This is a genomic window from Lacipirellulaceae bacterium (genome assembly GCA_040218535.1).
In the GTDB taxonomy this organism is placed as follows: Bacteria; Planctomycetota; Planctomycetia; order Pirellulales; family Lacipirellulaceae; genus Adhaeretor.
The window spans coordinates 906,171-932,988 of the sequence record JAVJRG010000005.1 but is presented as its reverse complement, the minus strand read 5'-3'; the positions used below and the strand labels follow the sequence as shown (position 1 = coordinate 932,988).

23 protein-coding genes are annotated in these 26,818 nt (G+C 53.7%); 7 read left to right on the top strand and 16 right to left on the bottom strand.

What is annotated here, in order from left to right:
* The first annotated feature begins 76 nt into the window (after positions 1-76).
* The gene (locus tag RIB44_03970) at positions 77-1,567 is read left to right on the top strand and encodes a sulfatase (GenBank protein MEQ8615730.1); all 1,491 of its coding nucleotides are present in this window, start codon (positions 77-79) and stop codon (positions 1,565-1,567) included.
* A gap of 201 nt (positions 1,568-1,768) precedes the next feature.
* On the top strand, positions 1,769-2,182 hold the full coding sequence (locus RIB44_03965) for a DUF4405 domain-containing protein (protein ID MEQ8615729.1): 414 nt from the start codon (positions 1,769-1,771) through the stop codon (positions 2,180-2,182).
* Here the strand turns inward: RIB44_03965 and RIB44_03960 are convergent.
* The 14 genes from RIB44_03960 to RIB44_03895 all read right to left on the bottom strand — a co-directional run bounded on the left by RIB44_03960 (position 2,164) and on the right by RIB44_03895 (position 16,839).
* Positions 2,164-2,910, bottom strand: a complete 747-nt coding sequence (locus RIB44_03960) for a sulfite exporter TauE/SafE family protein (GenBank protein ID MEQ8615728.1) — start codon at positions 2,908-2,910, stop codon at positions 2,164-2,166. The two genes, RIB44_03965 and RIB44_03960, sit on opposite strands and share 19 nt — an antisense overlap.
* On the bottom strand, positions 2,907-5,135 hold the full coding sequence (locus RIB44_03955; GenBank protein ID MEQ8615727.1) for a cation-translocating P-type ATPase: 2,229 nt from the start codon (positions 5,133-5,135) through the stop codon (positions 2,907-2,909). Before RIB44_03955 ends, RIB44_03960 begins: the two co-directional genes overlap by 4 nt.
* Entirely contained in the window at positions 5,132-5,338 is a 207-nt protein-coding gene (locus RIB44_03950) for a hypothetical protein (GenBank protein ID MEQ8615726.1), read from the bottom strand. Before RIB44_03950 ends, RIB44_03955 begins: the two co-directional genes overlap by 4 nt.
* A gap of 13 nt (positions 5,339-5,351) precedes the next feature.
* Positions 5,352-5,666: a hypothetical protein gene (locus RIB44_03945; protein MEQ8615725.1), complete on the bottom strand. Its 315-nt coding sequence runs from the start codon at positions 5,664-5,666 to the stop codon at positions 5,352-5,354.
* Between the two features lie 34 nt (positions 5,667-5,700).
* Positions 5,701-6,363, bottom strand: a complete 663-nt coding sequence (locus tag RIB44_03940; protein MEQ8615724.1) for a cbb3-type cytochrome c oxidase subunit II — start codon at positions 6,361-6,363, stop codon at positions 5,701-5,703.
* 18 nt (positions 6,364-6,381) lie between these two features.
* Positions 6,382-7,800, bottom strand: coding sequence for a cbb3-type cytochrome c oxidase subunit I (locus tag RIB44_03935; GenBank protein ID MEQ8615723.1), 1,419 nt, complete (start codon positions 7,798-7,800; stop codon positions 6,382-6,384).
* Positions 7,797-8,429 carry a hypothetical protein gene (locus tag RIB44_03930; GenBank protein ID MEQ8615722.1) on the bottom strand — a complete coding sequence of 211 codons (633 nt, stop codon included), beginning with the start codon at positions 8,427-8,429 and terminating at the stop codon, positions 7,797-7,799. Before RIB44_03930 ends, RIB44_03935 begins: the two co-directional genes overlap by 4 nt.
* A gap of 11 nt (positions 8,430-8,440) precedes the next feature.
* On the bottom strand, positions 8,441-9,664 hold the full coding sequence (locus tag RIB44_03925) for a c-type cytochrome (GenBank protein MEQ8615721.1): 1,224 nt from the start codon (positions 9,662-9,664) through the stop codon (positions 8,441-8,443).
* 236 nt (positions 9,665-9,900) lie between these two features.
* Positions 9,901-10,077, bottom strand: coding sequence for a hypothetical protein (locus RIB44_03920; GenBank protein MEQ8615720.1), 177 nt, complete (start codon positions 10,075-10,077; stop codon positions 9,901-9,903).
* A 658-nt stretch (positions 10,078-10,735) separates the two neighbouring features.
* The gene (locus RIB44_03915) at positions 10,736-13,069 is read right to left on the bottom strand and encodes a molybdopterin-dependent oxidoreductase (protein ID MEQ8615719.1); all 2,334 of its coding nucleotides are present in this window, start codon (positions 13,067-13,069) and stop codon (positions 10,736-10,738) included.
* Between the two features lie 3 nt (positions 13,070-13,072).
* The gene (locus RIB44_03910) at positions 13,073-14,749 is read right to left on the bottom strand and encodes a multiheme c-type cytochrome (protein MEQ8615718.1); all 1,677 of its coding nucleotides are present in this window, start codon (positions 14,747-14,749) and stop codon (positions 13,073-13,075) included.
* A gap of 15 nt (positions 14,750-14,764) precedes the next feature.
* Positions 14,765-15,166: a globin gene (locus RIB44_03905; GenBank protein ID MEQ8615717.1), complete on the bottom strand. Its 402-nt coding sequence runs from the start codon at positions 15,164-15,166 to the stop codon at positions 14,765-14,767.
* A gap of 22 nt (positions 15,167-15,188) precedes the next feature.
* The gene (locus RIB44_03900) at positions 15,189-16,238 is read right to left on the bottom strand and encodes a cytochrome bc complex cytochrome b subunit (protein MEQ8615716.1); all 1,050 of its coding nucleotides are present in this window, start codon (positions 16,236-16,238) and stop codon (positions 15,189-15,191) included.
* A gap of 43 nt (positions 16,239-16,281) precedes the next feature.
* Complete coding sequence (locus RIB44_03895; GenBank protein MEQ8615715.1) at positions 16,282-16,839, bottom strand: ubiquinol-cytochrome c reductase iron-sulfur subunit; 558 nt, start codon at positions 16,837-16,839, stop codon at positions 16,282-16,284.
* A 117-nt stretch (positions 16,840-16,956) separates the two neighbouring features.
* On the opposite strand from RIB44_03895, the gene RIB44_03890 reads away from it, so the two are divergent.
* Entirely contained in the window at positions 16,957-17,406 is a 450-nt protein-coding gene (locus tag RIB44_03890; GenBank protein MEQ8615714.1) for an Rrf2 family transcriptional regulator, read from the top strand.
* Between the two features lie 176 nt (positions 17,407-17,582).
* Positions 17,583-19,004: an SLC13 family permease gene (locus RIB44_03885; protein ID MEQ8615713.1), complete on the top strand. Its 1,422-nt coding sequence runs from the start codon at positions 17,583-17,585 to the stop codon at positions 19,002-19,004.
* Positions 19,005-19,089: 85 nt separating this feature from the next.
* Here the strand turns inward: RIB44_03885 and RIB44_03880 are convergent, their stop codons facing one another.
* Positions 19,090-19,452 (bottom strand): LysR substrate-binding domain-containing protein, encoded by a 363-nt coding sequence (locus RIB44_03880; protein MEQ8615712.1) that lies wholly within the window; start codon positions 19,450-19,452, stop codon positions 19,090-19,092.
* 258 nt (positions 19,453-19,710) lie between these two features.
* On the opposite strand from RIB44_03880, the gene RIB44_03875 reads away from it, so the two are divergent.
* Together RIB44_03875 and RIB44_03870 are read left to right on the top strand one after the other, a co-directional pair.
* On the top strand, positions 19,711-20,106 hold the full coding sequence (locus RIB44_03875; GenBank protein MEQ8615711.1) for a hypothetical protein: 396 nt from the start codon (positions 19,711-19,713) through the stop codon (positions 20,104-20,106).
* Between the two features lie 237 nt (positions 20,107-20,343).
* Entirely contained in the window at positions 20,344-24,468 is a 4,125-nt protein-coding gene (locus RIB44_03870) for a chemotaxis protein CheB (protein MEQ8615710.1), read from the top strand.
* A 41-nt stretch (positions 24,469-24,509) separates the two neighbouring features.
* On the opposite strand, the gene RIB44_03865 is transcribed toward RIB44_03870, so the two are convergent.
* Positions 24,510-24,878, bottom strand: a complete 369-nt coding sequence (locus RIB44_03865; protein MEQ8615709.1) for a MarR family transcriptional regulator — start codon at positions 24,876-24,878, stop codon at positions 24,510-24,512.
* A 311-nt stretch (positions 24,879-25,189) separates the two neighbouring features.
* Here RIB44_03865 and RIB44_03860 point away from each other — a divergent pair, with 311 nt between their 5' ends.
* Positions 25,190-26,755 (top strand): proton-conducting transporter membrane subunit, encoded by a 1,566-nt coding sequence (locus RIB44_03860; protein MEQ8615708.1) that lies wholly within the window; start codon positions 25,190-25,192, stop codon positions 26,753-26,755.
* The last annotated feature ends 63 nt before the right edge of the window (positions 26,756-26,818 follow it).

The window sequence follows — 26,818 nt, the reverse complement described above, 5'->3', positions numbered from 1 at the left end:
CCATCAAGCAGGCGGGCTACACGTGTCGACATTTAAGCGAAGAACCTATCCGAAAGTCTTCTGGCTCATTCTTATATTGCCCCTGCCCCTGTGCAGGGTCAGCTTTGCCGCGAACGATCAGCGACCACCAAACATCCTTTGGATTTTTTGCGAAGACCTCTCCCCTTTCTTCGGTTGCTACGACGATCCCGTCAACAAGGAACACACGCCAACCATTGATGCGCTCGCTAGCGAAGGAGTTCTGTTTCGCCGTGCGTACTCAACTGCGCCGGTCTGTTCGGCCAGTCGTTCCGCGATTATTACTGGTGTCATGCAGACGACGACGGGCACTCATCAGCATCGTTCTTCGCGAACTACCGACGGTGAAGTCGTCCCAGAGCGTCTGCGGATCCACCTTCCCAAAGAGATCAAAACGATCCCCGAACTCCTACGCGAAGCAGGATACTTCACCTTCAACAGCGGCAAAGACGACTACAATTTTGATTACGACCGTAGACAGCTTTACTCCGTCGGAACCGAGCCAAATTACCTCGCAGGTATGAATGGCTGGCAGGGCAACAAAGCTCAGTTTTCGACTTCGTTCACGAAGCACACCTGGAATAGCCGTGAAGATAAGACGAAGCCTTGGTTCGGCCAGATTATGCTGTGGGGAGGTAAAGCAAACGCAAAGCATGTCCGTCGAGGGGAGAAACTAGCCGACGACGAAGTCCCTCTGCCGCCCTATTTCCCTGACTCGCCAGCGCATCGAGAATCATGGGCGATGCACTACAACTCCGTTCGCGGCACTGACGCTCAGGTCGAGGAGATACTCGCTCAACTCAAAGCAGACAGGCAATATGAAGGGACGATTATTTTCTTCTTTTCCGATCACGGCAGCAACCATTCGCTGCGCCATAAGCAATTCTGCTACGAGGGGGGCGTGCACATTCCGCTGGTGATTGCGGGCAAGCAGTCCGCGATTAAGCCAGGAAAAGTCCGTTCTGATTTAGTCTCAGCACTTGATATCTCAGCAACAACGCTTGCTCTTGCGGGCTTGACTCTACCCGACTACTTCGATGGTCAGGATCTCTTCGGTGAGAAGTTCCGTTCACACGATCACATCATTTCGGCACGTGATCGGTGCGATTACACAATCGATCGAATCCGCACCGTGCGTACCGAGAAGCTGCGCTACATTCGCAACTACTTTCTTGATCGTCCAATGCTCCAAGCACAGTATCGCGACAACCGCCCAGAAGTCACTGAATTGAAGCGGCTACACAAAGCAGGGAAGCTAAACGAGTATCAACAGCAACATTGGTTCGGTACCCGGCCGAAGGAAGAACTCTACGACTTGGCCGCAGACCCCCATCAAGTGCACAACCTCGCTGAGAATCCAGAGTACGCCGGAGAGCTACAGCGACACCGCGAGATTCTCGAGTCGTGGATCTCCGAAACCGATGATCAAGGGCAGTACCCTGAGTCCGCAGAACAGCTTAGGGCGACCTACGATCTATGGAAGGACCGAACAATTTTCAAAGCGGCGGATACGAATCCTGAATACGATCAGTTTCGGAGCTCAAAGTAAAGCTGGACGATGCCCGCCCATAAGATCGATCATGTCATTTACAGGCGACAGAATAACTGATCGGAGTGGCAGGTCCCCCAGGGTGATTTCCAACCGTGTCTCTCATCTCAATAGCAAGAATGACCACGCCCGTTTCTTGAGCCTTCAAGAATACTTAATATAGATTTGCTAGTGATTTCAATCGTTTGGGGATAGAGCAGCATGGCGAAACGAATCAATAAGACGCATATCAATTTCTGGCTTGATGCGTTTATGCTAGTTAACTTTTTGGCGTTGTGTGTCGTCTCTGTCGTCGTTCGCTACGTGTTCCCCTCGCCATCGACTACTGAAGGTTGGACGCTTTGGGGATTAGACTACTTGGCTTGGACTGACATCCAGTTTGTCACGCTGTGCGTTCTCTTTGGTGCAATTCTCTTGCACCTGATGCTGCACTGGTCGTGGATTTGCGGTGTCGTGACGAACTGGTATCGCAAGCGAACCGGCGCGACGCCGACCTCGAAAGAAGACACTGGCATCCGTACCATTTGGGGAGTCGGGATGCTGATCGTCATCCTCAACGTGCTGGGCATTGGAATTGCTGCCGCGGCCTTGTCGATTCAGGGACCGACACCCTGAGGGCCAACACCCTGAGGGGCATCGGTCTGTTCGCAGAGTGGGCAAGGGGCGGGCCCTTCGGTGGCTTGGCTGATTTGATTGGCGCCACGAACGACGGAGATCGCTCCGGTTAAGACAATGCACCACGCGGCGACTTGGAAGAGCCTTGTCCGGTTGGCCAAGTTCAAGACTTTACCACTGTACCCGACTGCCACCATCAAGGGGACGGTGCCCAATCCGAATGCCGCCATCGTTGCCAAGCCGAGCCAGACGCTACTCGAGCTGGCCGCCTTAAAAAGAAATGCATAGACCAGCCCGCAGGGGATAAAGCCAGTGAAGAGGCCTGCCAACAAGGGGCCGCTCCAATTGGTTGACGTAAGGAACGTCTTCAGCCAAGTCGATGCGCCGCAGGGTAACCCGGAGAGTAACTTTGCTGCCGGGCGAGGCAGTATTCCGACCGTCACCAACCCCATCAGGATCAAAACGACTCCAGCAACGACACCAAGCCAAGCTTGGGATAAGAGAAATCCTGGTGAACTCGTTGAGATCCAAAGTCCCCCAAATCCGGCTGCAGCACCGATAAAGCTATAGGTGAATATTCGGCCCAAGCTAAACACAAGCTGTCGTCGCAATAACGACTCACCCTCTGGCGTCCCTGCGCTGAGCGAAATCGCCAACGGTCCACACATTCCCAGACAGTGGGCCGAACCCAGCAAGCCGCCGACGAAGATAAGTGGAAGTTCAATCATCGTGCCCTCGCAGCTAGCGTCTTGTGCGAAAGAACCGCCGGTGAAACGGCATCTGCAATCGGCAAGGATTTTCGAACGGGAAGATCTTCTTGTTGCGACACAATCCTGTTCTCTGATAAATCGGGGAAGCGACTAAGTCTCAAAGAGTTCACCACAACCAACAAGCTGCTAACCGCCATGGCAAGGGCGGCGAAAATGGGATTCAGATGCCCCGTCGCGGCGAAAGCGATGCCTATGCTATTGTAGAAGAAGGCCCAGAATAGGTTTTGCCTCACCACGCTGACCGTAGCGCGGGCCAAACTGACCGCCCAAGGAAACCGTCGCAAGTCGTCCGCCAGCAAACAAACTCCCGCGGCATCGCGCGCGACATCCGCGCCGCAACCCAGAGCGACGCCGACATCAGCGGTCGCGAGCGCGGGAGCATCGTTCATCCCGTCACCAACCATGGCGACGCCCTCTCCAGTCGCCAATGACCTCAGAGCATCCGCTTTGTCTTCTGGAAGTTGCTTGCCTTGGACGGGGATGTCTAACTCATAGGCCACCGACTCGGCATGATTGAGAGTATCTCCCGTCAAGATTGCCAAATCCAACTCCAAGTTGCGACACATCGCAATTGCTGTCGGCGCTTCTGGGCGAAGTTCTTCTTGGAAACAAAAGGCGCCTCGAATGTGTCCTTCCCACCCCAGGTAGACTTTCTTCGCCTTAGGTTGATTAGCTAACTTCTCCTGAAGACGAGGTGGTATCTTCAAGTCTCGCTCTTCCATGAGCAATGCACTCCCAAGAAAGACCGTGCCTAGCGAAGTTTCCGCCTTCAATCCTTTGCCTGGCAGGGTGGTGACGCTCACTTCCGGGCTCCCATGACGCTCAAGCGGTTCAGACTGGATGAACTCCAAAACACCACGGGAAACGGGATGGGAAGAACCTTCGGCCAACGCCGCAGCAGTTGTCAGCAACTGCTCGCGGTTCTGACCTTCATCCATGATCACCGAGCGCGCAACCGAATCGCCACTGGTGAGCGTGCCGGTTTTGTCGAAGCGAGCGTGCTGCACGTTGGCGAGTTTTTCGAGCATCATCCCGCTACGAAAGAGCACCCCACACTCCGCCGCACGGCCCAATGCGGTCCAAACCGCCATCGGGGTCGCCAGCCCGAGGGCACACGGGCATGCGATAAGGACCACGGCAAGGCTCGTGAGGATGCCTTGGTCAACGCCGCCGGAAACTCCTTGCAGCCAACCAGCGATGACCGCGATCAACAGGACGAGGGGGACGAACCACGCAGCGATGCGGTCTGCCTGTTTCTCGTAACGTCCCTTCTGGCTGCGTGCTTCTCGCACCAACTGAATCAAGCGTGAGATCGTCTCTTGCCCGTCGGCTGCCGTCACTTCGATTCGCAGATCGCCATCAATATTGAGTGTTCCACTGGCAACCGTATCGCCGAGACTCTTGGTCACATGCCGACTCTCGCCGGTGACGATCTGCTCGTCGACACTTGCACATCCGGCGACGATTTGACCATCGACGGGAAAGCGTTCTCCCGCTAAAACACGAATAATATCGCCTGTTGCGGCCTGCACCCGCCTCGCCTCGCGAAACTGTCCGTCCGGTTGCTGAACTCGGACGTTGTCAGGGAGCAGGCTTGCAAGAGCGTCGAGCGATTCCCCCGTGCGCCGTTTGCCCTTCGCTTCCAGCCAACGTCCGAGCGACACGAACACGAGAACCATCGTGCCCACCTCAAAGTAGATATGCCCGCCTCCTCGCAACACGGAAATTGCTGAGTAGAGGTAGGCTGCCAACACCCCGAGAACGATCAACAAATCAGAGGTGATCACTCTTCTTCGCAAGGAATCCCAAACCCCGGAAACGATTGGCCCGCCAAGCAACCACAGCACGGGAAGCGAGAATACCATGCTGCCCCAGCGAAACAGATCGTGTAGCGTTTCTGCGAACCGATCCGAGAAAGCTTCTTCGGGATAGACATCCCGACTCCAGAGAGCCATCGTGAACACCATCACGTTCATCGTGAAGAAGATGGCAAGACCCAACTTCATAAGATGGCGAGCAGCGGCACCCTCTTCTTGTTCGGCCTCTTGAACCGTAGCGACCGTGCGACAGCCTGAGCAGCAATAACCAATTGAGTCTTGGCCTGCCTGCTTGCCGAAAGAAAAACTCTTGGGAACAGGCAAACCGCAGAAAGCACAGTACGACTGACGAGTGGCAGCGTTCACGGGGGCGATTGGATTTCAACTTGCAGCGCAGGGAACAAATAGGCGATCGCATAGTAGATCGCAAACGACCAGAAAAAGAGCCATATCAGGCGAACGTACCAAGGAATACGATTGCCTACGTAAGTATGCCAGCGATTCTCCGTCTGCGGGGCGGAGTGCTCAACGGGTACGTCTTCAGCAGCGGTTTCGAGATAGTCGCTCATCTGGGGCTTGTCCTTATTTCATCACCGAGTTTGCATACTCTTCATCCGTCGTGCCGGCATCCAATTGCTCTTCGGTGTTGAGCATGACCTGCTTCGGTTTCTCAATATCAGTAAACATTCCTTGGGTGGCGGCCCAGCCCAACATGCACAAAAAGCCCACACTGGCCAACAAGTAATTCGCCATCGGCGCAACGGCATAGATTCCTTCGGTTGTGTCTTGCCCCTCGGAACTCACGAGGCGGATGAGCTCAATAAACTTGCTGCCGAATCCCCAGGCGCAGAAGCCGAGAATCACGACAGCCATGACTTGGATAACACGATTCTTCATGTGATAACCGTTGGGCAACTACTCTGAAGGGCGACTACTCTAGGGGATTAACCATCTGTTCTTCCAACGGCACGTAATCTTCGTAATGCGGATACTCTTCTAACCACGAGCCGAGCCACTGGATATAAGTGATGATGGCGATACCGCGTTTGTTCGGTTTGTTGGGATCTTTGTCGTCGTAGAACCAGGGATAGCGGGGCATTGGTGAACTTGGTGAAAGGGCTGCTGGATCAAAAAAGTGGGCCGCATGCCAGTCGTTGCCGCGTCGGCCCCCTTCACGGGCGAGGTCTGGTCCGACACGCCGCGTCCCCCACATCACAGGACGGTTCAGTTCGTTTTGGACTTCCTCCGAGTAAGAAACTTTCCCCCAGCGAGTACTTTCGTTGGAAACGGGACGAATGTTCTGGCTATGGCAGTGCCAGCATCCTTCGCCAACGTAAATGTCACGCCCCAGCTCAAGGGCCTCGGCAAGTTTCTCCTTGCTGGGCTCACCGTAATACTTATCGAATTGCTCTGGATAGCGGACGCTCAAGTCCTCGAATTGATAGATGAGGTTTTGGTTGTCCGCCAATTCCTCAACGGTTTTTTCGGGGAGATTGCGATAGAGCAAAATAGGCACCAACGCATTCGAGAGGAATGCGAACAGGAAAAAACCCAATCCGGCTAAGAGCAAAACTCCTGATTTACTTTCAAACATTGTTTATCCCTGTACGGCCTAAGCTACGCCGTTGCTGGTCTTCGCGTTTTTCTTCGAAAGTCGCCAGGTTTTCCAAAGGTTGTAGACGAACGCAAGTTGCCCGGAGATGATCGCGAGCCCGGCAAAAAGTCGTGTCACCCAGAAGGGTTGGCTTCCTTCGATGGAAACATCCCACGGTTGCAGAGATGCCCAGAAGTAGCCTTGGAACATTCCCCCCAAACTCAAGTCGAGAAACATCACGACAATTCCGCCAGCCGACAACCAAAAGTGCCATTCACAGAGCGAACGGCTATACCAAGAGGTCTTCAAAAGGCGAGGGAAAAGATAGGTCATCATCCCAAAGAACCACATCGAGAACACACCAAACATGACAAGGTGAGCGTGTCCGACGACCCAGTCGGTGTAGTGGATCAACTTCTGGAAGGTATGCGTCACTTGCAGTGCGCACTGAGCACAGGTGACGAAGTAGAGAACCATTCCCGTATAAAACCAGCGGATGGGCAGGTTCGTGACCACCGCTCGCCCTGAGCCCCAAATCGTACCGAAGAAGTTGATCACGACTGTGGTGACCACGAACTCAACAGCAATGGTTGAAATCACGGCCCCGTATTCAAGGAAATCGGGCGTGGCCGTGTAAAGGAAGTGATGGATTCCTTGCAGTGGATAGAAGAAGGCCAAGCCCCAGAAGCCGACGATTGAAAGGCCGTGGCTCCAGATTGGTTTCTTCAAGAGGATGGGGACAAAGTAATACATGAGCCCCCATGCCAGAGGAGTCACAAACAGCCCGACAAGATCGTGAATGAAAAGTCCTGCGATCACACCCGCACTTGTACCCGAGACGAAATACTGAGGAACAAAGTTACCCATCGCATAGGTCAAGAAGGTCCAGACGAAGGCTGCCATGAAGTACCACAAAGTGACGTAGAGTGGCCCCTTCATTTGAATGATCGGTGCCATGAAGTTCACGGCCACTAGAGCCAAGCCTGCCAGGGCCAGCGGGTCAATCCAAACGGGTGTCTCGCCCCACTCGACCCCCTGGGCCTGTCCCATGACGATACCGACCGCCGTTGCAAGCACGACGACTTGCCACGCAAAGAAAATAAAATAGGAGAGCCGCTTATCGAGGACCGGCTTCAGCGTGAGCCTAGGGATCGCCCAATGCAGGGCACCGAGAAAGCTATTGGCGATAAACCCGTAAGCTATGGCGTTGGTATGCACCATTCGCCATCGTCCCGGGGATAGGTACTCACTATCGTGAAGCGGGTTCCATTGCACCAACTGCAATGCCATCATCAGACCGCCACTCATCGAAACGAAGAGATAGCCAATCGCAGCGATGAAGTACCAGTAGACTAAGCGCTCGATGACCAGATCGCCATGCTGAGCAGCGACATCCGCTTCAGTCGGCAGGCCCGAAGATGTTGAGTCCGTACTCATGCTTTTTTAGTGAGTCGTGTGTAAGGTTGGAAGTCGCCCAAGGGGTAGACCAAAGCCATCGCCCAGCCAAAAACTAAGTGGGTTGCAGCGGCCACCCAGGCAGGAACTTTATTGACGATCAGATTCTCTTCGCTCATGTCAACGATTGCCGGCTGCATCCAGGAGAGCAGACCGTAATAGTTGATTGCCCAAATCATCAACGCAACGACCGAAGCGATGACTAATTTCACGGGCAGTGACTTCTCCGCCCCCCAACGTGTCAACGCGAGGTAGACAGGAATTCCCATGACCATGCCCGTACCGATGTAAAGACAGCAGCCGATGGCCAACATCAGCCCGTTCTGCTCGGGCGGAAGGTCGAAGACCTGATCTCCCAGAGGAAACGTGAGGTACGAACGGATCAGTTCCAGGGGATGCTTTCCGGCAAGTGACGAACCGATGATGTTGAATACCAAGCTTGCCATCGCGGCGAGGCCACCCAGCATGAAACCGGTCACCACGTAGTAGGCTGTGTAGTATTCTGTCGGACGAAACGGCGGGTGGGAGGTTTCGGACACAATCTGTGACTCAAGCTCCGCGACTCGCTGCTTCAGTTCGGCAAGCTCAATCTCTTTTGATTTGGTATCCATGACAGAACTCGCTAAGCGGCCTCCTTAGTGGACGGTTCTGCCTCGTCTTCTGGTTCCTCTGAAGGCTCCGCTGCTTCGGTCTGAGTATCGTCGCCATCATCTTCACTCTCTTCGTCCTCGCCATCCGCTTCCTCGGCTTCATCGGACAATTCTTCCGGCTGTTCTTCCGCGCTGCTTTGTTCCGCTGAAACAGTGTCCGGAATGTCTGCCTCTCCTAGAGGTGGAAGCCCCTCACGACGACGGTTACCGGTTGCTTTAATGAAATGCACCAACTGCCAGATTTGGTCAGGATCTTCTTCAAAAGTGTTTGCAAAAGCAGGCATGGGCGAACCGTTGATGCCTGAATAGATGCGGCGATAGAGATCGATCGGCCGTCCCCCGCCGTGGAACATGCCCGAAGAGAGATCAGCCGCGGCGGCCTTGAATCCCCACGCATCGGTCCCAACCTCGACGTTGCCCATCGAACCGCCACGTCCGTATTTGCCATGGCACTTGTTGCACGCTTTCCCCAAGAAGATCTCGTGTCCGGCTTTGATTGATTCTTCGGTCATGGGTGGCATGGGAGTGACGGGCATGACCAGCTGCGTTGAAGCTTCTTGCCAAGGGTCTAAGATTTCGGCCACGACATCATCAACGCCTTCCTCATCAGGTAACTCTCCATCGTCGTAGGCGATCATTGCGAGTTCTCGCTCTAATTCGCCACGATGGGTCAAAGCCACGACATAAGAAACGACGGCATTGACTTGTTCTTCGGAAAAACGATCAAACGAGGGCATGGACGTCCCTATCACCCCCCGCTTGATCGTATAAGCCAAGTCAGAAAAACGAGGCTTACTTCCGTACGGAGTCGAGGTGAATTTGAAGATGCCTTGGCGATAATTCCGCGGCTTTGGGTTCAGTGAGACAGCCACCGGGCCGTTCCCATCACCATTCACGCCATGACATTGCGTGCAGTAACGGGCATAGAGTGCGTAGCCATGCTGCAATTCGTCTGTTGTCTGGTCACTTCCCAACATGATTGGCTTGTCGGGAGTTCCTGTTCGCTGAGCTAGGATGACCGCGATATCGTCTTGCAGTTTCTTGTACTCAGCCAGCTCTTCTTCGTCGTCAATCTCTTCGGTTAGCTCGACGACTTCAGGGCCGGGAGAGAAGCGGGGAGGCTCAACTCGACGACAACCAGAGCTGAACAAGAGACTCGTTGTTACCAGCAAGCCTAGTAAAGAGAACCAACGCAAGAGCCAACTCCTTCTGCAGCAAACAGCTAGGGATGTTTGCTGGGACTAACAAGTGCGGTAACCCAGAGACTACTAGTCATCCGCATCAGTCGGTTAGTCTAGGCAACTTGAAGGGTACGTCAAGGTACTGTTCTCGGATTTCAGAGAAAGAGCTTCTGACGTCCGAAAGCCCTGTTGAGATCTAGACAATCGAGTAGGACGCTGTAATGACACTTGGTCGCCATCCCTTGACTAAATTACTCGTCGGAACCTTCGGTTGGCTTATCAAAGTTTTCTTCGTCAAGGTACATTGACGGGCAAGTCTCTTCGGCCTCACACTCCTTGCAGACGATCCGTACGAGGTCGGAACTGCTGAAGCGAAGTTCGTGCTCTTGGCAAAGCTCGTAGAGTTTCTGCAGGTGGGTACATGCCATACTAACGAGTCACTCCTGTTCTAACGTGGGTGAGGACTCCGCCTCAGCGAGTGCAGCTACGGCGAGATCACTCGCTCCCTTTGATACCACGTGGCATTGGGTGCAATTCAATCGCTCTGGGTGAGAGCATACGATTTCTTGTCGTGCGGAGGGCCCAACGTGGCATGCTTGGCAGTTGGCTCTCATGGCAACGGAATGCGGAATCAATGACGGAGCCAAAGGATGAGCACGCTGCGATTTATGCTGCACTTGTTGTAACCCTTGGAATCGATTCTTGGCAAAGGTTCCTTTCGCACTCGCAAAAACATGGCACTGAGTGCAGTTGGACAGCGCCCCTGATTGTGGATCTCCGACATGAGGATTTGCCGGGGCGTATCCCTGCGGGGGCACCTCTTTGCCAGACTCGGTATGGCAAGTCGTGCAATCGGCCCCGAGACGCTCATGAGGAATCACAGGAGGCGCACCATCAAATGCCCGCCGTGCAGCACGCACCTCAAAGCTGGTAGGTTGAACATTGCTTGCGGCCTGTCCAGTACCCTCTGGCTGGCAGCCGAGGAAACATGCCATTATGCACACCAACGCTACGAGGAACTGATTAAGTCCCGTTACTGGTTTTATCCTCTCAGCATGATGTCGATGGCATTCGCCGTTCACAGCGCTAGACCTTCTCAATTTTGACGGCACACTTTTTATAGTCGGGTTCTTTACTGATGTTGTCTAAGGCATCGAGCGTAAGGCGGTTGATTAACTTCGATTCGTCAAAGAAAGGGACGAAGACACGACCCCGGGGGACGGCGCCACGACCGTTGATCTTTGCCGAGAATTCAACCGCTCCACGACGACTAGCAACACGAACCTTGTCGCCGGTGGCGATCCCAAGTTCAATCGCATCTGCTGGGTTAATCTCCACATAGGCGCTAGGAACGGCTTGATGAAGTTGCTTGACACGACGAGTCATCGATCCCGTGTGCCAATGCTCGAGGACACGTCCGGTTGTGAGCCAGAATGGGAATTCCTCATCGGGTGATTCCGCAGGCGGATGGTAGGGCCTCATCCAAAAAGCGGCTTTCTTGCCAAACCCTTTCGCTTTGTAGAATTCAACGCCCTCGGCCTTTTCAACGTACGGATCGTGTCCGGCCGCGTACCGGTATCTCGTCTCCTTGCCGTCAACAACGGGCCACCGTAGCCCGCGAGACCCCTTGAGCTGATCAAGGGTTGCCAAGTCCTTTCCATTTCCAAGGGTAAACTTTCGATACTCCTCGTACATCTGCTCATGCCAGTTGTCGTCATCCCATGGAAACAGTTTTTCGTATCCCATACGCTTGGCGACCTGTATGATTTGCCAAGCATCCTCTTTGGCTTCACCAGGCGGGTCAACCATCTTCTCCCAATGCTGTGTGCGTCGCTCGGTGTTTCCAAAGATTCCTTCCCGCTCGACCCATGCGGCTGAAGGAAGAATAAGATCAGCGACTGCGGTTGTCGGTGTTGCGTAGATGTCGCTGACGACAATAAAGCGGCCATCGTCGGGCTTTCGCTGAAACCGTTCGAGGTTGGGCATCGTTACCCACGGATTGGTCACTTGAATCCACATCGCCTTGACGTCACCACGTGTTAACGCGCGAAACATGTCAACCGCATGATACCCCGGCTTCTCGTTGATGGTGCCAGGCTGTAGCCCCCAGATTTCTTCGGTCTCGGCCCGATGCTCCGGGTTCATCACCACCCGATCCGCTGGTAGTCGATTCGAGAGTGTTCCGACTTCACGCGCTGTTCCACAAGCTGAGGGCTGACCTGTTAGGCTTAGCGGATTATTTCCTGGACGGCCAATCTTTCCTGTAATGAGGTGAAGGTCGTTAATAAGATTATTCATCCAAGTGCCGCGGACATGCTGGTTGACTCCCATGCACCAGAGGCTGACCATACCGCGACTCGCATCGCCGTACATTTTGGCCAGCGCTTCAATCTGCCCAACGTGTACTCCTGAAAGCTCACTCACTTTCTCTGGAGAGTAATAGCTAAGAAACTCTTCCAGATCTTCGAGCGAGCTTTCCTGAGCCTGATCCTTGAAGGTGTAACGGTCTGCCTGATCTTCGAAGCAGCCATAGCCAATCGCTTCGAGATCCTCGATGCCACGCCTAAAGACGACGTTCTCTTCAACAAAGGCTTCGTTGACCTTGCCGTTCTTCACTAGAAGATGAAGCAAGCCGTTGGCAAGGGCCAAGTCACCTTGCGGCTCAATCTCAATGTACATGTCCGCGTAGTCGCTAGTCGGCGTTCGTCGCGTTGCGATATCGACGATCCGGACGTGAGGGTTCTTGCGTTTATGTTCGAGAATGCGACTGAAGAGCACCGGGTGGCATTCCGCCATATTGTTGCCCCAGAGGACAAAGTCGTCTGCGATTTCAAAGTCGTCGTAGCAGCCCATCGGCTCGTCACTTTGAAACTGCGTAACAAATCCCATAACAGCGCTAGCCATGCAAAGTCGCGCGTTGGGATCGATGTTGTTGCTCCGCATGCCCCCCTTCACCCATTTCAGCGCCGCATAGCCATCGAACACCGTCCACTGTCCTGAGCCATACATCGCGACCGCTTCCGGGCCGTGCTGCATGAGAGTCTCCGAGAACTTTTCGGCAACAAGATCGAGGGCCTCGTCCCAGGAAATCGACTCGAATCCTTTCCCATCGGATCGTCTCCGTAGAGGCTTGGTGAGCCGATCTTCTCCGTAGAGCATGCCTGGGAGGTGGTAGCCCTTCGCGCAAAGTAGTCCGCGGTTAACTGGTGAAAGCTCGTCGCCGCGTACGGCTACGACCTTCCCTTCGGACACGCCCACCTCGACACCGCATCCGGTACCGCAATAGCGGCACGGTGCTTTCTTCCAGTCGACATCAAGATCGACGATTGGCAGATTATCTGTTGTCGCGGTCTTGCGCTCACACCCGAGCATCGCAACAGACAACCCGCCACCAGCCGCTAAAAACTGTCGTCGATCCACAACTCACCCTCCCGCATTCGTATTGTTGGGTAGCTTGGCTGCCGTATCTTCCGCAGGAGGCTCGTTGCTGTCGGCATCCGACTCCTCTGCTGTCTCTTCCAAGGACTTTTCTTCCTGAAACCACTTGTGTTCAGGTCGAGCGAGGATTTCCTCGATAGTTGCCTCAACCTTCTCAGCGGCCTCTTCATTCCCTTCCTCCGCCGCATGCTCAGCGATCTCGCGGGCTTGTGGAATGAGCTCCTGATAGAAACGCTCGGCCACTTCATACATGCCGTGCCAGTGAGCGTAGTCGGGTGCCATCATCGAGGCGCCATGTCGAGCGCGACGCCCCTCGTGATGCCAGAGATAAAACCAGGTCCACTCGATTTCCTCGTCGAACTGCTTCGCAGTTACTAGCTCAGTTTCTTTCAGGATGACCATAATTTTTTGGCCGGGCTTAGCGAACTTCTCGTTGTAGTTGATCACGAAGTCATCGTATTGCTGGTAGAAGGCATTCACATAATTCTTGGTGTGGCAGTGTGTGCAGACCTCTTTCATACGGTCTCGCTTGTTTTGCCAGCTATCGTGAATCAGTTTTTGGCGTTCCGTGGGGTCCGTCTCTTTGATGACTTTGTGATTGATGTCGGTGTCCATCAACAGGCTCACGGGCGGACGGTTCGTCCAGGAAATACGCTCACCGGGGTCATGGGTCACTTCTTGCCCGCGCGAATGCGCTGACATGTGGCACGTCGCACAGGTTGGAGCCTGCGTGTAGTCTTTGCCGAGCACCCAACTATCCGCGTCCAGATTCATGTGTGCATGGAGATCGCGATAGGCGACGCCGTGTTTCGATTCCTCGAAGATTTCTTTCTGCGGGTGGTCTGGACCAAGGTGGCATTTCGCACAGTTCTCCGGCTGGCGAGCCCGACGTGGTGAGAAATCGTGCCGCGAGTGACAAGCTGAACAGGAGCCTAGCGAACCATCCAGATTGATACGGCCAATGCCCGTGTTGGGCCAACTCGCGGTATGCAGTACCGGCTGATTGTTCTTGTCGCGTTTGATTTTTGCGATGGCATCTAAGTTGGTAGGCCGCCCCTTTTCGTCAGGCTGTAGATCTTCAGCGGTGATTTCACTTCCATCGGTCGCCATAAGTGCCACCTTGCTGCCGTGGCATTGTTTGCAGCCGGTGTTGACGCTTGCCATGCCATTAACCATGTCGACTTCCATGCCGGGAGTCGGTGAATGCGGATTGAACGGTTCCCGCGAGCCTTCGACCGTCTCCGCCAAGAAGTTGTCGAGCGATGCGAGGATATTTCCGCCCTTGGCATGGTGGCTCTGCGCAAACTCTTTGGTTTCCTTGGGGTGGCAACGGGCACAATCCATCGGAGTCACCACCGTCGCGATCGTTTCGCCATAGTGGTGAAACGCGTCGGCGTCTTTTTCATTAGCGAGATGACATTCCACACAGCCAACGCCTTTGACGGCATGCGTGGATCCTTCCCAATGATCAATAATCCCCGGAGAGAGCTTGTCGTGACAATCAACGCAGCTTTGTGAATTCGCGGGAATCGAAACATGGTGCGGCGTGATCCCGGCTTCTTCATTCTTTCGAGCCACTTCCATCCACTGGACGAAAAGCAAGGACGCTAGGAAGACAAAACCTAAAAAGGCTATCAGAAACTGTTTTGCTTTGATGCTCATTGCTGATTCATCCGCTTAGTTTGGTAAGTCATATCCTTGGAACATCTCTTCCGCGGCTGCGTTTAAGCCAACTTGCCACTGTTCTTCAAGTTCCTTGTCCCACCGGTCGCCGTGGAACTCAGCAAGGGTCTGCAGCATGGTTTGTAGCCAAGGTTCAAACATGGACTTCGGAATGCCCATGTCGCGATGACTGGCTCCCAAGACATGGAAATAAACAGCCGTCTGCACGTAGGGTGACTTGTAGAACTGCTCGACCAGGGTGAATGCCATCGTCAAGACAACGGCTTGACGATGCATGTCGAGCCCTTCGAAAAACTTCTCTGCCTCAGGACATGCCCGAAAGAACTTTTTGTAGAACTTCTTACCGAGCGTTTCGTTGCTCTCGAAGATTTCCTGCAGGCTCTCAGAGATATCCATTGTTTCTTCCGAAATAGCTTATTTAGTGTGCGACTGCCGCTTCCCAAACGGTGAGGCCGACGATTAGGAATACGGCAACAATCCCTAGGTAAGTACTCATCTCCTCATTGCGTGTCACCTTGATCAGCAGTTTGTCGACCCACGGCCACACGAACATCAAGAACACAATCAGCCCCATGCTCAGCACGGCGAAGGTGGGTCCAAATAATTTCAACCAACGAAAAGTGGCGTAGAAAAACCACTCCGGCTTGATGACCTCGGGAGTTGTCAGCGGGTCGGCACGAGGGCCAAGCATCGCTGGGAAGATCGTCGCTAACGCGCTGAGGACAATCATTAACGCCAGCCCTAGCGAAAGCTCAGTGAGCATATGGTCAGGAAAGAAATTGAAATGCTTCTTGGGATCTTCGGGGTCGACATCTGGTTCTAACTCTTTCACACCATGCAGCCGGATGAAAGCGATATGAATCCCGATAAGAAGTATGAGAGTCACCGGCAGGATTGCGGCATGGAGAATATAAAAACGCGGCAACGTCTGTTCGTTGTAGGTGTCGCCAGCGAGCAGCATCTCCTTCAGGGGACCGCCCACCAATGGAACGGTATCCATGATGTTGCCCCCAACGGTCGCTCCCCAGTAGCTGAGCTGCTCGAAGACCAAACTGTAGCCTGTGAAGCCAAGCCCGAGGGTGACCATCAGCAAAGACATGCCGATAATCCAGTTCAATTCACGAGGTCGACGATACGCAGCTGTGAAATAGACCCGCATTTGATGCAGCACTACGGCGGCAATCATCAGCGTGGCGGCCCATTTGTGGATGCTACGGAAGTACCAACCGAAGCGGACTTCTTCGGTGATGTGGCGGACCGATTCATAGGCTGTGTTGGATGCCGGCTGGTAGTAGATGGCCAGCATAATGCCGGTGACGATCTGCACGACGAACAGATAGGCAGGCGTCCCCCCGAGGGCGTACCACCACTTCTTCATGTGGTTGGGGACCGGCTCGTTGGTCAATTCACGCAACTGTTCCGCATCAACGGGAACCCTTTCCTTCAGCCAAGCTACTAGTTGCGACACAAGTAGCTCCTTTTCGCTTGGTTAGGAAGAATTGGCACGACAATCACACGCTTCGATAGGGCATTTCGATGTACAAAGACCCGTCGACGACCTTCAGTGGGTACCTGGGAAGGTCCTGGCCATCGGCCGCGGGTGGACCGCCGGTTGCTTTGCCCGAAGGGTCGAAGACTCCGTTGTGGCAAGGGCAGAAGAATCGATCATTCTGCGATTCCCAATGAACCCGGCATCCTAGATGCGGGCAAATACTTGAGAGAGCAAGGAAGCTCCGCTCACTAAGTTCTTCTTCAGAAACGTCCGCGCGACGGGTAATCGTGACTTTGACACCCGCGGGGGACTCAAAGGGAACCGACTCTCCCGGCTGAATTCCGGCAGCATCGCTCACGAACATCCAAGCGCGATTGACGCCACTCGGGAAGAAATACCTTCCAGCCATGGCGAAAAAGGTGCCATAGCCGCCTGCGAGGCCGCAGGCCATCAAGACGGTCGAACCTGCGGAAAGTACGTAACGCCGATCAGGTGAGTTTGATGTATAATCAGATGGATTTGCAGCGAGCGGGGCCTCGCTTGATGTCTCGACTTTTGGTTTCTCTTGGTCTGCCATAAACCAAGTCGACGAAAGTATGTGTTTGAGGAGTAGTCGTTCGAAGCGTCTCGAACGCCCCTATTTGATAACCCAACCAAAACAGTACGTCAAGGTACTCTTTGCCTCCGTGAGGTCATTCTGTTTTCACAAACTGCTGAATATGCCCTAAGAGCCGTTGCCTACTTGGCCTCCCAGCCGGATCACTTCGCCACGATTCCCGGGATGTCCGAGGGCATCCAAGTCAATCCGCCCTACTTGCGTAAGGTGTTTGATCGTTTGCGCGACGCGAATATTGTGAGCACTCAGCGAGGCTCAGGAGGTGGGGTCGTCCTCGAGATTGAGCCCGATCAGCTCACGATTCTGGATATTGTCAACGCGGTTGATCCCATCCAGCGAATTGAACGCTGCCCACTCGGTTTGCCTGATCACATGGAACTTTGCCCGCTGCATGGAGAACTCGATCAGGCGATGTCACAGATCGAGGAAGCCCTCGGCCGACACACGATCGGCGAACTGCTGGCAAAGCGTCGCAAAAAGGCGAATCAATGCGAGTTCCCCAAGGAACAAGACCTCTATCAGCTCTGATTGCTATCGCATAAGTAAAGCGGATTTGCGGTCTATCCCCACTTTCGTACTTTCGTGTCTATGATGACGTGCGGACAACGACTAGACTCGCGACAGTTGCGACATTGATGCTCGAACAGAGCATCAACAGTCTGCCAGTCCCACCGATCCACCCCCCCCAATTCGAATCCCTTCCGATGCATCGCGCTGCCACTCGGTATGCCGCTAGACGAATTCTAGGGCAACTCCCTCCTGCTGCTTGGAAGTCTCTGACGACCACATTCGTTTGCCTCGGTGTGGCCTTCGCGATTAGCGGACTACCCACTTATGAGGGACTTTCTTCTGAGGGCGTAAGGGCACTGTTCATTCTGCTATTGTGCGCGGGGCTCTGGGTCACGGAAGCCATGCCCGCGTTTTCCGTAAGTCTGCTGGCGATCGGATTGGAGGTTGCTTTGCTGGGCGACTCTGCAAGCAAGAATGGCGACTGGGAGAAATACTTGGCGACTTGGGGAAGCCCTCTCATCTGGCTTTTCTTTGGTGGCTTTGTGCTAGCCGCTGCGGCAAAGAAGACCGGCTTAGATCTCTGGATGGCTTCACAGGTGCTTCGTCGGCTGGGTGATCGTCCCGCGATTGTTTTGCTGGGACTTATGATCGTTACCGTCGTGCTGTCGATGTTCCTTTCGAATACTGCCACGGCAACCATGATGGTTGCCGTGTTGAGCCCCATGCTCGTGAGTTCGAAAAGAGAAGCTCCGTATCCACGCGCGTTACTTCTCGGTATCGCGATGGCAGCCAACGTTGGAGGAATGGGCACGATCATTGGGACGCCACCCAACGCTATCGCGGCCGCAGCTTTGACCAGTGGGCACGAGGTCAATTTCGCTCAATGGATGGTCTATGGAATTCCACCTGCTACTATTATGCTGGCCATTGCGTGGGGTTATCTTATCTACGCCCATCTTCCCGAGGGAAGCTTTTCGCCGAGTGATTCAGCGCAACTCGATAAGGCCACCGTTAGCTCAAGCGTCCCCCGACTTCAGCAGGCGATCGTTATTCTCGCCTTCTCCGTCACGATTCTACTTTGGATGACGAGCCCTCTCCATGGCTTACCCACAACCGTCGTTTCGCTGATTCCCATCTGCCTACTGACTGCAACGGGCGTTCTGGAAGGCAATGACATTCGAGGTCTTTCGTGGGATGTCCTCTTACTAATTGCAGGCGGCCTATCATTGGGAGTTGCCGTCAGCGACACCGGGCTTGCGAGTTGGCTGGTCGCTCAGTTGCCTTTTGAAGGGATGAGCGCTCTGGTAATGACTTTGGCGATCGCTTATGTGACGATTGTCCTCTCGAATTTGATGAGTAACACGGCTACCGCCAATTTGATTTTGCCGATCTTTCTTGTGCTGATTGGGAGCCGAGAACACTTGGCGATTCCCGTAGCTCTGTCCGCTTCAGCCGCCATGTGCTTGCCGATTTCAACTCCCCCCAACGCCATTGTCTACGGAACGAATCGACTTAGGAGTGCCGACCTCTTACGAGCTGGACTGTTGATCGGGCTGGTCGCTCCTCCGATTACGCTCGCGTGGGTGACGATTGTCACCACAGTGACGAAGTGGTGAACTTCATCTTTCGTCTCGCTGTCGCGTTGGAACTATCGTTTTTTTAATCGCGTTGTTATACGAAAGCCCGTTCAGGGCTTCTTGACTACAAGAAATCCCCCTTCGCGGCCTCTGAGATAGCCATCAGAGCAGGGTGCTTCAGGCGTCGTTCTACGGAGATGGCATAGAATCGCTCTTTGACTTCGTCTAGCCGCCCAACAATCTCAACCGAGTAACGTCGGCAGACATCTTTCTCGATCGCAGTCGGCGAAATGAAGAGCCCGTGGCCCGCTTGTCCGAAGATCTTGATCACCGCGCTGTCTTCGAATTCATGAACGGTATCAGGGAGAATTTCCTGCTCTTCAAACCACTGTTCAAGTTGTCTCCGGAGTGTGACGCTGTGCGGCGGAAGTAGCATCGGCGCACCGTCGAGCGACTCAGGGAATTGCTTCTCATATTTGGTTGCCAGCCTTTCGATTTGGCAACTGGCTACTGAGAGTCGGCTGAGCGAGATGGATCTGTTTTGCCGCCTAGGTCATGTTGCCCTCTTTGGCGACGGTCCGAAAGCAAAAAGTCGTTGGTGGTAATTCAGTCAATCCATGATCGAGACCCATTGGTTTTATGAATGGTTGGTAGAGATATATTCTATTTTGTTATCGTCGGTTCTCGCCGTATAAATACTCAAGAAGGCCAAGAAACCTGTTACTTCTTTCCAGGAGCAAGTGCAATGAAGCTATCAATCACCGACCGAAATGACTGCTTGGATTCGAATTCTCGAGAGTATGCGAAGCGTCGTCTGCTGTTCGCACTATCGCGATTCGACAACAAGCTCGACTTTGTCTCGCTAGTCGTTTCCGACATCAATGGGCCCAAGGGTGGTGTCGATAAGCATTGCAAGCTGCGAGTGAAAATCAAACGAGAATCTGAGATCGTCGTCAGCGATGAGGATTCCGACCTGCTGACCTGTATCGCCCGCGTGTCTGAACGTGCGGGGCGAAGTGTCTCGCGAGCCATTGATCGGAATCGACTCGCAAGACGCCGTAGCCGTACCAAAGATTCAGCCTTTCAGACTGGACCTTGGGATGCCCTAGATGCGGACGCAATGCTTCCAGCAACCGTCTAAGTCAATCTGGTTGGCCAATCGACTTGACGTTCAGTTTGATGCCTTTCCCAATCACCCCCGTTCCCCCGGATGCCGGGGGTGATTGGACGTGCATGACTCTCCCCAATGAATCTGGGCGATCATTGGGGCTTGTCGCTAAGAGAATTGGAGATGCATCAAGCATCATGAAGAAGTTTTCTCGGCAACCAAAAGGGAGGAAGAGACTAGAAGATACGAGCGACTTAAGAGGCAGGACCAATGATCGAGAACGAAGAACATGCGACCAGTGGCAAGATCCTGGAGGAACCTTCGCAGGAAAGGCTCTTAACGATCGTCGGCCTGGGGGCTTCGGCTGGTGGTTTGAATGCGCTTGAGCGTTTTTTCGACAACGTGCTGCCGTGCGATAGCTTAGCCTATGTTGTTGTGCAGCATCTTTCGCCGGACTTCAAGAGCCTCATGGGAGAGCTGTTGTCCCGCCATACGACACTCGATATTCAGCGGGTCGAAGATGGGATGCGAGTCGAAGCCAATACGGTCTACCTGATTCCCCCAAAGAAAGAGATGGTTTTGTCGGACGGCAAACTCTTGCTCAGCGATCTGAATCCAGACGCGAAACCTTCGTTGCCTATTGATACGTTTTTCCGCTCACTCGCGATCGACTGCAGAGAAAACGCGGTTGGCATCATCCTTTCAGGGACTGGCAGCGATGGATCACGCGGAGTTCAAGCGATCAAAGAGCAGGGTGGCCTTGTGCTTGTTCAAGAGCCCGAAACGGCAAGTTTTGATGGGATGCCACTGGCCGCGATTGATTCCGGTTCAGCCCATCGCATCTTTTCTCCGCAGGCCATGCCGATGGAGCTCCTGCGGCATGTTCGCGATCCGAGGGCTAACGACGGCATTAGCCCCGAAGTCCTTCCGGAAGACGCATTGAAAACCGTGTTTCGGTTGTTGCATGAGCAATATGACATTGATTTCTCTCACTACAAAGCGGCCACCGTCTTGCGACGCATCGAACGTCGTCTCGATTTGCTTGGAGTCGATAACCTCGAGGCCTACGTCCAACAGCTTCCTAGTGATCACCAGGAACTCAGTGCTCTGTACGGCGACTTGTTGATTGGTGTGACGCGATTCTTCCGCGACAGTGAGGCCTTCGACCTTCTTGAGAGAAGTATCCTCCCGGAAATCGTGCAGACGACAGGCGACATCGAAGAGATCAGAGTCTGGATATCCGCATGTGCGACGGGTGAGGAAGCTTACTCAATCGCGATTCTTTTGCACGAATGTGTGCGCGAGAATGGCCGCAAAAATAAAGTCAAGATCTTCGCAACCGACGTGCATCAAGACTCTTTAGAGTTTGCTAGCCAGGGGTTTTACCCTGAGGAACTCTTGTCGCATGTCTCGCAGGAACGACTTGATCGATACTTCACGAAGGAGAACGGCGGGTGGCGAGTGAGCCCCGAGTTGCGAAAAATGATCGTGTTTGCGAAGCACAATACAATCAAAGACGCGCCATTTACAAAGATTGATTTGGTCACCTGCCGCAACTTCCTCATCTATTTGAAGCCCTCAGCGCAGAAAAAGGCGCTGTCGCTCTTTCACTTCGCACTGAAACAAGGCCGCTTCCTGTTTCTCGGACCCAGTGAGACTTGCGGAGAGCTCAATCACAAATTCTCTGACGTTGACCAGCATTGGCGAATCTACAGGAAGAAACGGGACGTGCGCCTGGTGCCCGAGGCTCGACTTCCTGTCCCCTCAACAGGTCTTCCGCAAACCAGGATCCAGCCCGCCAGAAAACTCATCCAGGATGACGCGGTGACCCAGGCGGGCCGACCGCTGTTAAAAGCCTACGACATCCTGTTGGAAAAATACGTTCCCTCGGGCTTCCTGATCAACGAGCGACTCGAACTATTGCATGTCTTTTCTGGCGCGGGACGTTTTCTCAAACTTTCGGACGGTCGCCCTTCAAGCAATCTCCGCGATTGCCTGGGACTCGGTTTGAGGGGAGCCGTGACTAGCGCCGTCCAAAAGTCCATCAAAAACTCGGAGGCCGTCAAACACGATTGCGTCGCGCTGATCGACAGTCGCGAACTTCAGCTCACCGTTGAGGTGACGCCCTTGCAAGAAGGACTCGACCCTGTCAGCCATTACTTAGTTCAAATCTCACCCAGAAGTGCGGCGGCCACCGAACTGAAGGCCCTCCCTGCACCTAACGGAACGAGTGTGCCGAGCCAAGTTGTGGATGAGCCGACAAGGACGAGAATCGCTACTTTGGAACAAGAGCTTCTGTACTCGCGTGAGACATTGCAAGCGAATACCGAGGAGATGGAGACCACCAATGAGGAGCTACAAGCAACCAACGAGGAACTTGTCGCTTCGAATGAAGAACTTCAAAGCACGAATGAGGAATTGCACTCAGTCAACGAAGAGCTCTACACGGTCAATGCCGAGCACCAGCGAAAAATCCAAGAATTGATGGTGATGACTGATGACATGAACAACCTGTTCCGTAGCACGGAGGTTGGCACGCTGTTTCTCGACCGGAACCTCTGCATCAGAAAAATCACTCCGAAGATTACCGAAACCTTTAGTATCCTCCCGCAGGATGTCGGACGTCGCATCAATGGTTTCACACACAGCCTGCGTTACGAAAAAGTGTTTGAGGATGTCGAGTATGTGCTTCGTTCGGAAGACTCTATCCAGCGAGAAGTCCGCGACAACCAGGGGCGATGGTTCTTGATGCGCATCTTGCCCTACCGGGCTGATAGCGGAGTTGATGGCGTCGTCCTTTCGCTGATTGATATCTCCATGCAGAAGGAACGCGAGTTTCAGCTCGTGATGATGTCGAAAGTCTTCCTCGATGCAGGCGACCCCAAGATAGTCGAAGACTTCTCTGGGCGAATCCTTAACGTGAATAACGCGATGACCCGAATTTTTGGCTGGTCTCGTGATGAACTGCTCGGCGAAGAAACGCTCTCGGTGATTCCTAGCAAGCACCATCAGAAGATCGCCGAGTTGCGCCAGGAGTGTCGCAACACAGGATCCGTCAGGGATATCGAGCTGACGCATAAACATAAATCGGGAGAGTCCACCGACATCAGCCTCACGCTGACCCTACTATCGAATGAATCCGGAGAGCCCGTGGCGATTGCCTGGATGTCCAAGGACATTTCCCGTCGAAAACGGGCGGAAGAGGAACGCCAGAACTACTCAACACAGCTTGAGCAAACCAATCAAAAGCTACGTGATACGGTCGATCGTCTCCTCACCGCTGAAAAAAATGCGGTGGAAGAGGCGACCCGACGCGAAGAGTTTCTGGCAATGCTATCGCACGAACTGCGAAACCCCATGGGTGCGCTTCTTAATGCGACACACGTTCTACAGCGTCGCTTCAAGAAGGAAAGCTCCAAAGGACCGATCCAGATTATTCAGCGTCAAGCACAGCACGTTGGGAGGTTGCTTGACGATCTGCTTGATGTGTCTCGCGTCAGTCGAGGAAAGATTGAAACCCGTCCTGTCGTTCTCGACCTTTGCTCGCTGATTAACGATGCCAAGGAAGTCGTTGCTCCTTTAATGAACAACCGAAAGCATACGTTTTCGATCGAATCCGCGAAGGAACCCCTGCTGATCGAAGGTGATAGAATACGCTTGCTGCAAGTCATCGAGAACTTACTCGTGAACGCAGCAAAGTACACTCCCGACGGAGGTCAGATCACGCTTTCTTTAGGACGCAAACACGATCAAGCGATCGTTGAAGTTGCCGACAACGGCATTGGCATCGAACCACACATGTTGGATGGTATCTTCGACTTGTTTGTCCAATCCAAGACTGGTGAAGATTCTGGCGGTGGAATGGGGGTTGGGCTGACGCTTGTCAGGCAACTCGTTGAGCTGCATGGAGGAACGGTGAAAGCAGCCAGTGAAGGCCTTGGAAAAGGAAGCACCTTCTCCGTACTGTTGCCAATCACTGACAAGCCTTTAGAGCAAACTCCTACGCCTGCTCGTCCGAAGACTCTTCGTAAGCCGGAAGAGACCGATATCCTCCTTGTGGAAGACAACCAAGATGCGAGGCAGATGCTGGAAGAAGTTCTCCAACTGGAAGGGTATCGCGTTCGCACCGCGAGCGACGGCAAAGAGGCGCTAGCGATAATTGACGAGAAGGTGCCCAACGTGGCCATTGTTGACATCGGGTTACCCGAAGTCGACGGGTACGAAATCGCTCGCGCCGTAAGGCAAAAGAACGAGAATCAATCGGTCCGCCTCGTGGCGCTGACGGGCTATGGCCGCGAATCAGATCGCGTGGCAATTAAGCAGGCTGGCTTCGATAAGCACCTCGTGAAGCCCGTCAATCCTGAAGTCTTAAGCAGCATTCTTCTCGAACTGTAAGCGGTTGGAAGTTTGTTGCCGAAAGGCAACCTTCGGTTCACTCAGCCGGTAATCAACTTCAGGAGATCGCCGATTTGTCGGTGGGACTCGATCGGATGACGCAGTGGTTCATCCGTCACGACCTCATAGTGGTTTTTGCGGCCGATCTTCTCACGTCGCAGAAATCCTTCCTCTTCCAGGTCTTGGACGATTCTCTGCACGGCCCTTTCGGTAATCCCCACGAGGCGGGCAACTTCTCTCAGCACGAGATCAGGCTGAGCGTTTAGTGCAATTAAAACGTGCGCATGATTGGTCAGAAAAGTCCAAGTTTTTCCAGACTCCGTCGCCACAGACGGGGGCTTTTTCGGTGCCGTGGTGCTCTTCTTCTTGGATTCACCCGTCGAAGCGCGTTTCGCTGCTGCTTTACCCATAACTGCCGCCTTAATTCAGGGGAACTGTCTGGTCCGGGACTGGATTCACTCAGAGCGGTGCTTGCGAGCATCTCAGCGAGCAAGGGACCTGCTTCGAGGCGTTCCCGACTCACTGAATTCTAACACGCAACACGAGAAAAGAAATTCGCGAAAAATATTTCGCCCTATTTTTGGCGTTTTCAGGGCTTTTAGGGACATTCTCACGCCAACTTCTAAAGATGCGGCAAATTTAACACGAATTTATATTGACGACATACTTGTCGCGTATTAGATTTCACGCAACGATTGTCAGTTTTCATGGAGAACCCGCGATGCATGAATTTCTCGCCCTTTTGATCAGTCTTACCGCCCTCTGCCTCATTGGCTTCGCAGGAGTTCCCAATTCGGTGGCCAACCGTTCCTCGGGCCGTTTCCGTCAGTTAGTGACTTGGATCGCAGCCTTGCAGGCGGTCGCAGCAGGTCTGATTTGTGTTGGGCTAGCGACGGGTTTCACTTCCACGATCAGTGCTGAGTTTTTATCCCTTGGGGAGACAGGTCTTGCGACATTGTCGGTTTACTACGATGGCGTTGCCAGCCTCATGCTTGCTTTGGTCGCTTTCATTGGTTGGATTATCTGCAAATACTCGATTCGCTATCTCGATGGAGAAGCGAATCAAGGCCGGTACTTCCGGTGGGCGAGTTTTACTATCGGTGCCGTTTCGCTGATGGTTGTTTCCGGCAACTTGCTCTTGTTCTTTGCTTGTTGGGTCATGACGAGCCTCGGGTTGCACCAGCTCTTGATGCACTATGGCGAGCGACCAGCGGCAAGGCGAGCGGCCTGGAGCAAATTCACGGTTAGCCGTCTCGGGGACGTCGCGCTCTTAGGCGGTTTCACCATCCTCTACAGCCAATTTGGCACCCTGAATTTCAGTGAACTTTTCGCCGCGATTCAGCAGCAATCGGTACCACCAAGCGATGCGTCGACTTGGGCTAGCTTTCTGCTGATCGTCGGCGCGATCACGAAGTCAGCACAAGTACCATTTCATACTTGGCTGCCTCAGACGATGGAAACTCCCACACCAGTTTCTGCACTTATGCATGCCGGGATTGTCAATGCAGGAGGTTACTTGATCATCCGCACAAGCCCCATCGTTTCGCTTGCTCCCACCGCGTTGGTAATTCTAGCAATCTTTGGTGCGGTCACCGCATGTTATGCAGCAGTGGTGATGCTGACCCAGACGAGTGTGAAGAAGTCGTTAGCTTACTCAACTGTGGCGCAGATGGGTTTCATGATGCTGCAATGCGGACTAGGTGCTTTTTCGGCTGCCATGCTGCACATCATCGCACACTCGCTCTACAAGGCTCACGCCTTTTTAACCAGCGGCAGCGTGCTTTCTCAGCAGGCGGCTACGCTTGGGGCGAAAGTTAATTCGAAGAAACCCTCCTGGTTCAAAGTCGCTGGAATCGGCTTGGCGACGCTCCTAATTCTAGATATCTCACTCGCCATTTTCGCGGTTGACCCGATTGCTAAGCCGGGCGGGCTACTGCTGGGCGGAGTTCTATGCCTCGCGATGACGAGTTGGCTAAGTCAAGTGATGCGAGCTGAGAACAGCCGTCTGCTCTACTACGCCATGGGCGTTACCGTCTCGCTTTGTCTGGCCTATGCCGCATCCTACTCGGTCGTCGACTCGATCGTTGCTGAAAGCCTGCCTTCTACGGCACTCCTGGCCAGTGGATGGTTCTTGCCAGCAATGATTCTTACTGGGTTCGCCGGGCTCTTTCTCCTGCAAGCGTCGGTTTCCAGTATCGCTCAATCCAAGCGTTGGCGAGCCTTTTACGTGCACGCTTCGAACGGCTTCTATCTCGAAAGCTTGCTCCGTCGCTTGGCAACGCAATAGCCGCAACAGAATCGTCGAACATTAAGAAGACTCAAAAGAATACAGCTTAATCTCTCTTGGAGA

Coding starts and splice junctions, on each gene's coding strand:
- RIB44_03965 (MEQ8615729.1), top strand. CDS start 1,769: ATGGCGAAACGAATCAATAAGACGCATATCAATTTCTGGCTTGATGCG.
- RIB44_03960 (MEQ8615728.1), bottom strand. CDS start 2,910: ATGATTGAACTTCCACTTATCTTCGTCGGCGGCTTGCTGGGTTCGGCC.
- RIB44_03950 (MEQ8615726.1), bottom strand. CDS start 5,338: ATGAGCGACTATCTCGAAACCGCTGCTGAAGACGTACCCGTTGAGCAC.
- RIB44_03945 (MEQ8615725.1), bottom strand. CDS start 5,666: ATGAAGAATCGTGTTATCCAAGTCATGGCTGTCGTGATTCTCGGCTTC.
- RIB44_03940 (MEQ8615724.1), bottom strand. CDS start 6,363: ATGTTTGAAAGTAAATCAGGAGTTTTGCTCTTAGCCGGATTGGGTTTT.
- RIB44_03935 (MEQ8615723.1), bottom strand. CDS start 7,800: ATGAGTACGGACTCAACATCTTCGGGCCTGCCGACTGAAGCGGATGTC.
- RIB44_03930 (MEQ8615722.1), bottom strand. CDS start 8,429: ATGGATACCAAATCAAAAGAGATTGAGCTTGCCGAACTGAAGCAGCGA.
- RIB44_03920 (MEQ8615720.1), bottom strand. CDS start 10,077: ATGGCATGTACCCACCTGCAGAAACTCTACGAGCTTTGCCAAGAGCAC.
- RIB44_03910 (MEQ8615718.1), bottom strand. CDS start 14,749: ATGAGCATCAAAGCAAAACAGTTTCTGATAGCCTTTTTAGGTTTTGTC.
- RIB44_03905 (MEQ8615717.1), bottom strand. CDS start 15,166: ATGGATATCTCTGAGAGCCTGCAGGAAATCTTCGAGAGCAACGAAACG.
- RIB44_03895 (MEQ8615715.1), bottom strand. CDS start 16,839: ATGGCAGACCAAGAGAAACCAAAAGTCGAGACATCAAGCGAGGCCCCG.
- RIB44_03885 (MEQ8615713.1), top strand. CDS start 17,583: ATGCATCGCGCTGCCACTCGGTATGCCGCTAGACGAATTCTAGGGCAA.
- RIB44_03875 (MEQ8615711.1), top strand. CDS start 19,711: ATGAAGCTATCAATCACCGACCGAAATGACTGCTTGGATTCGAATTCT.
- RIB44_03870 (MEQ8615710.1), top strand. CDS start 20,344: ATGATCGAGAACGAAGAACATGCGACCAGTGGCAAGATCCTGGAGGAA.
- RIB44_03865 (MEQ8615709.1), bottom strand. CDS start 24,878: ATGGGTAAAGCAGCAGCGAAACGCGCTTCGACGGGTGAATCCAAGAAG.
- RIB44_03860 (MEQ8615708.1), top strand. CDS start 25,190: ATGCATGAATTTCTCGCCCTTTTGATCAGTCTTACCGCCCTCTGCCTC.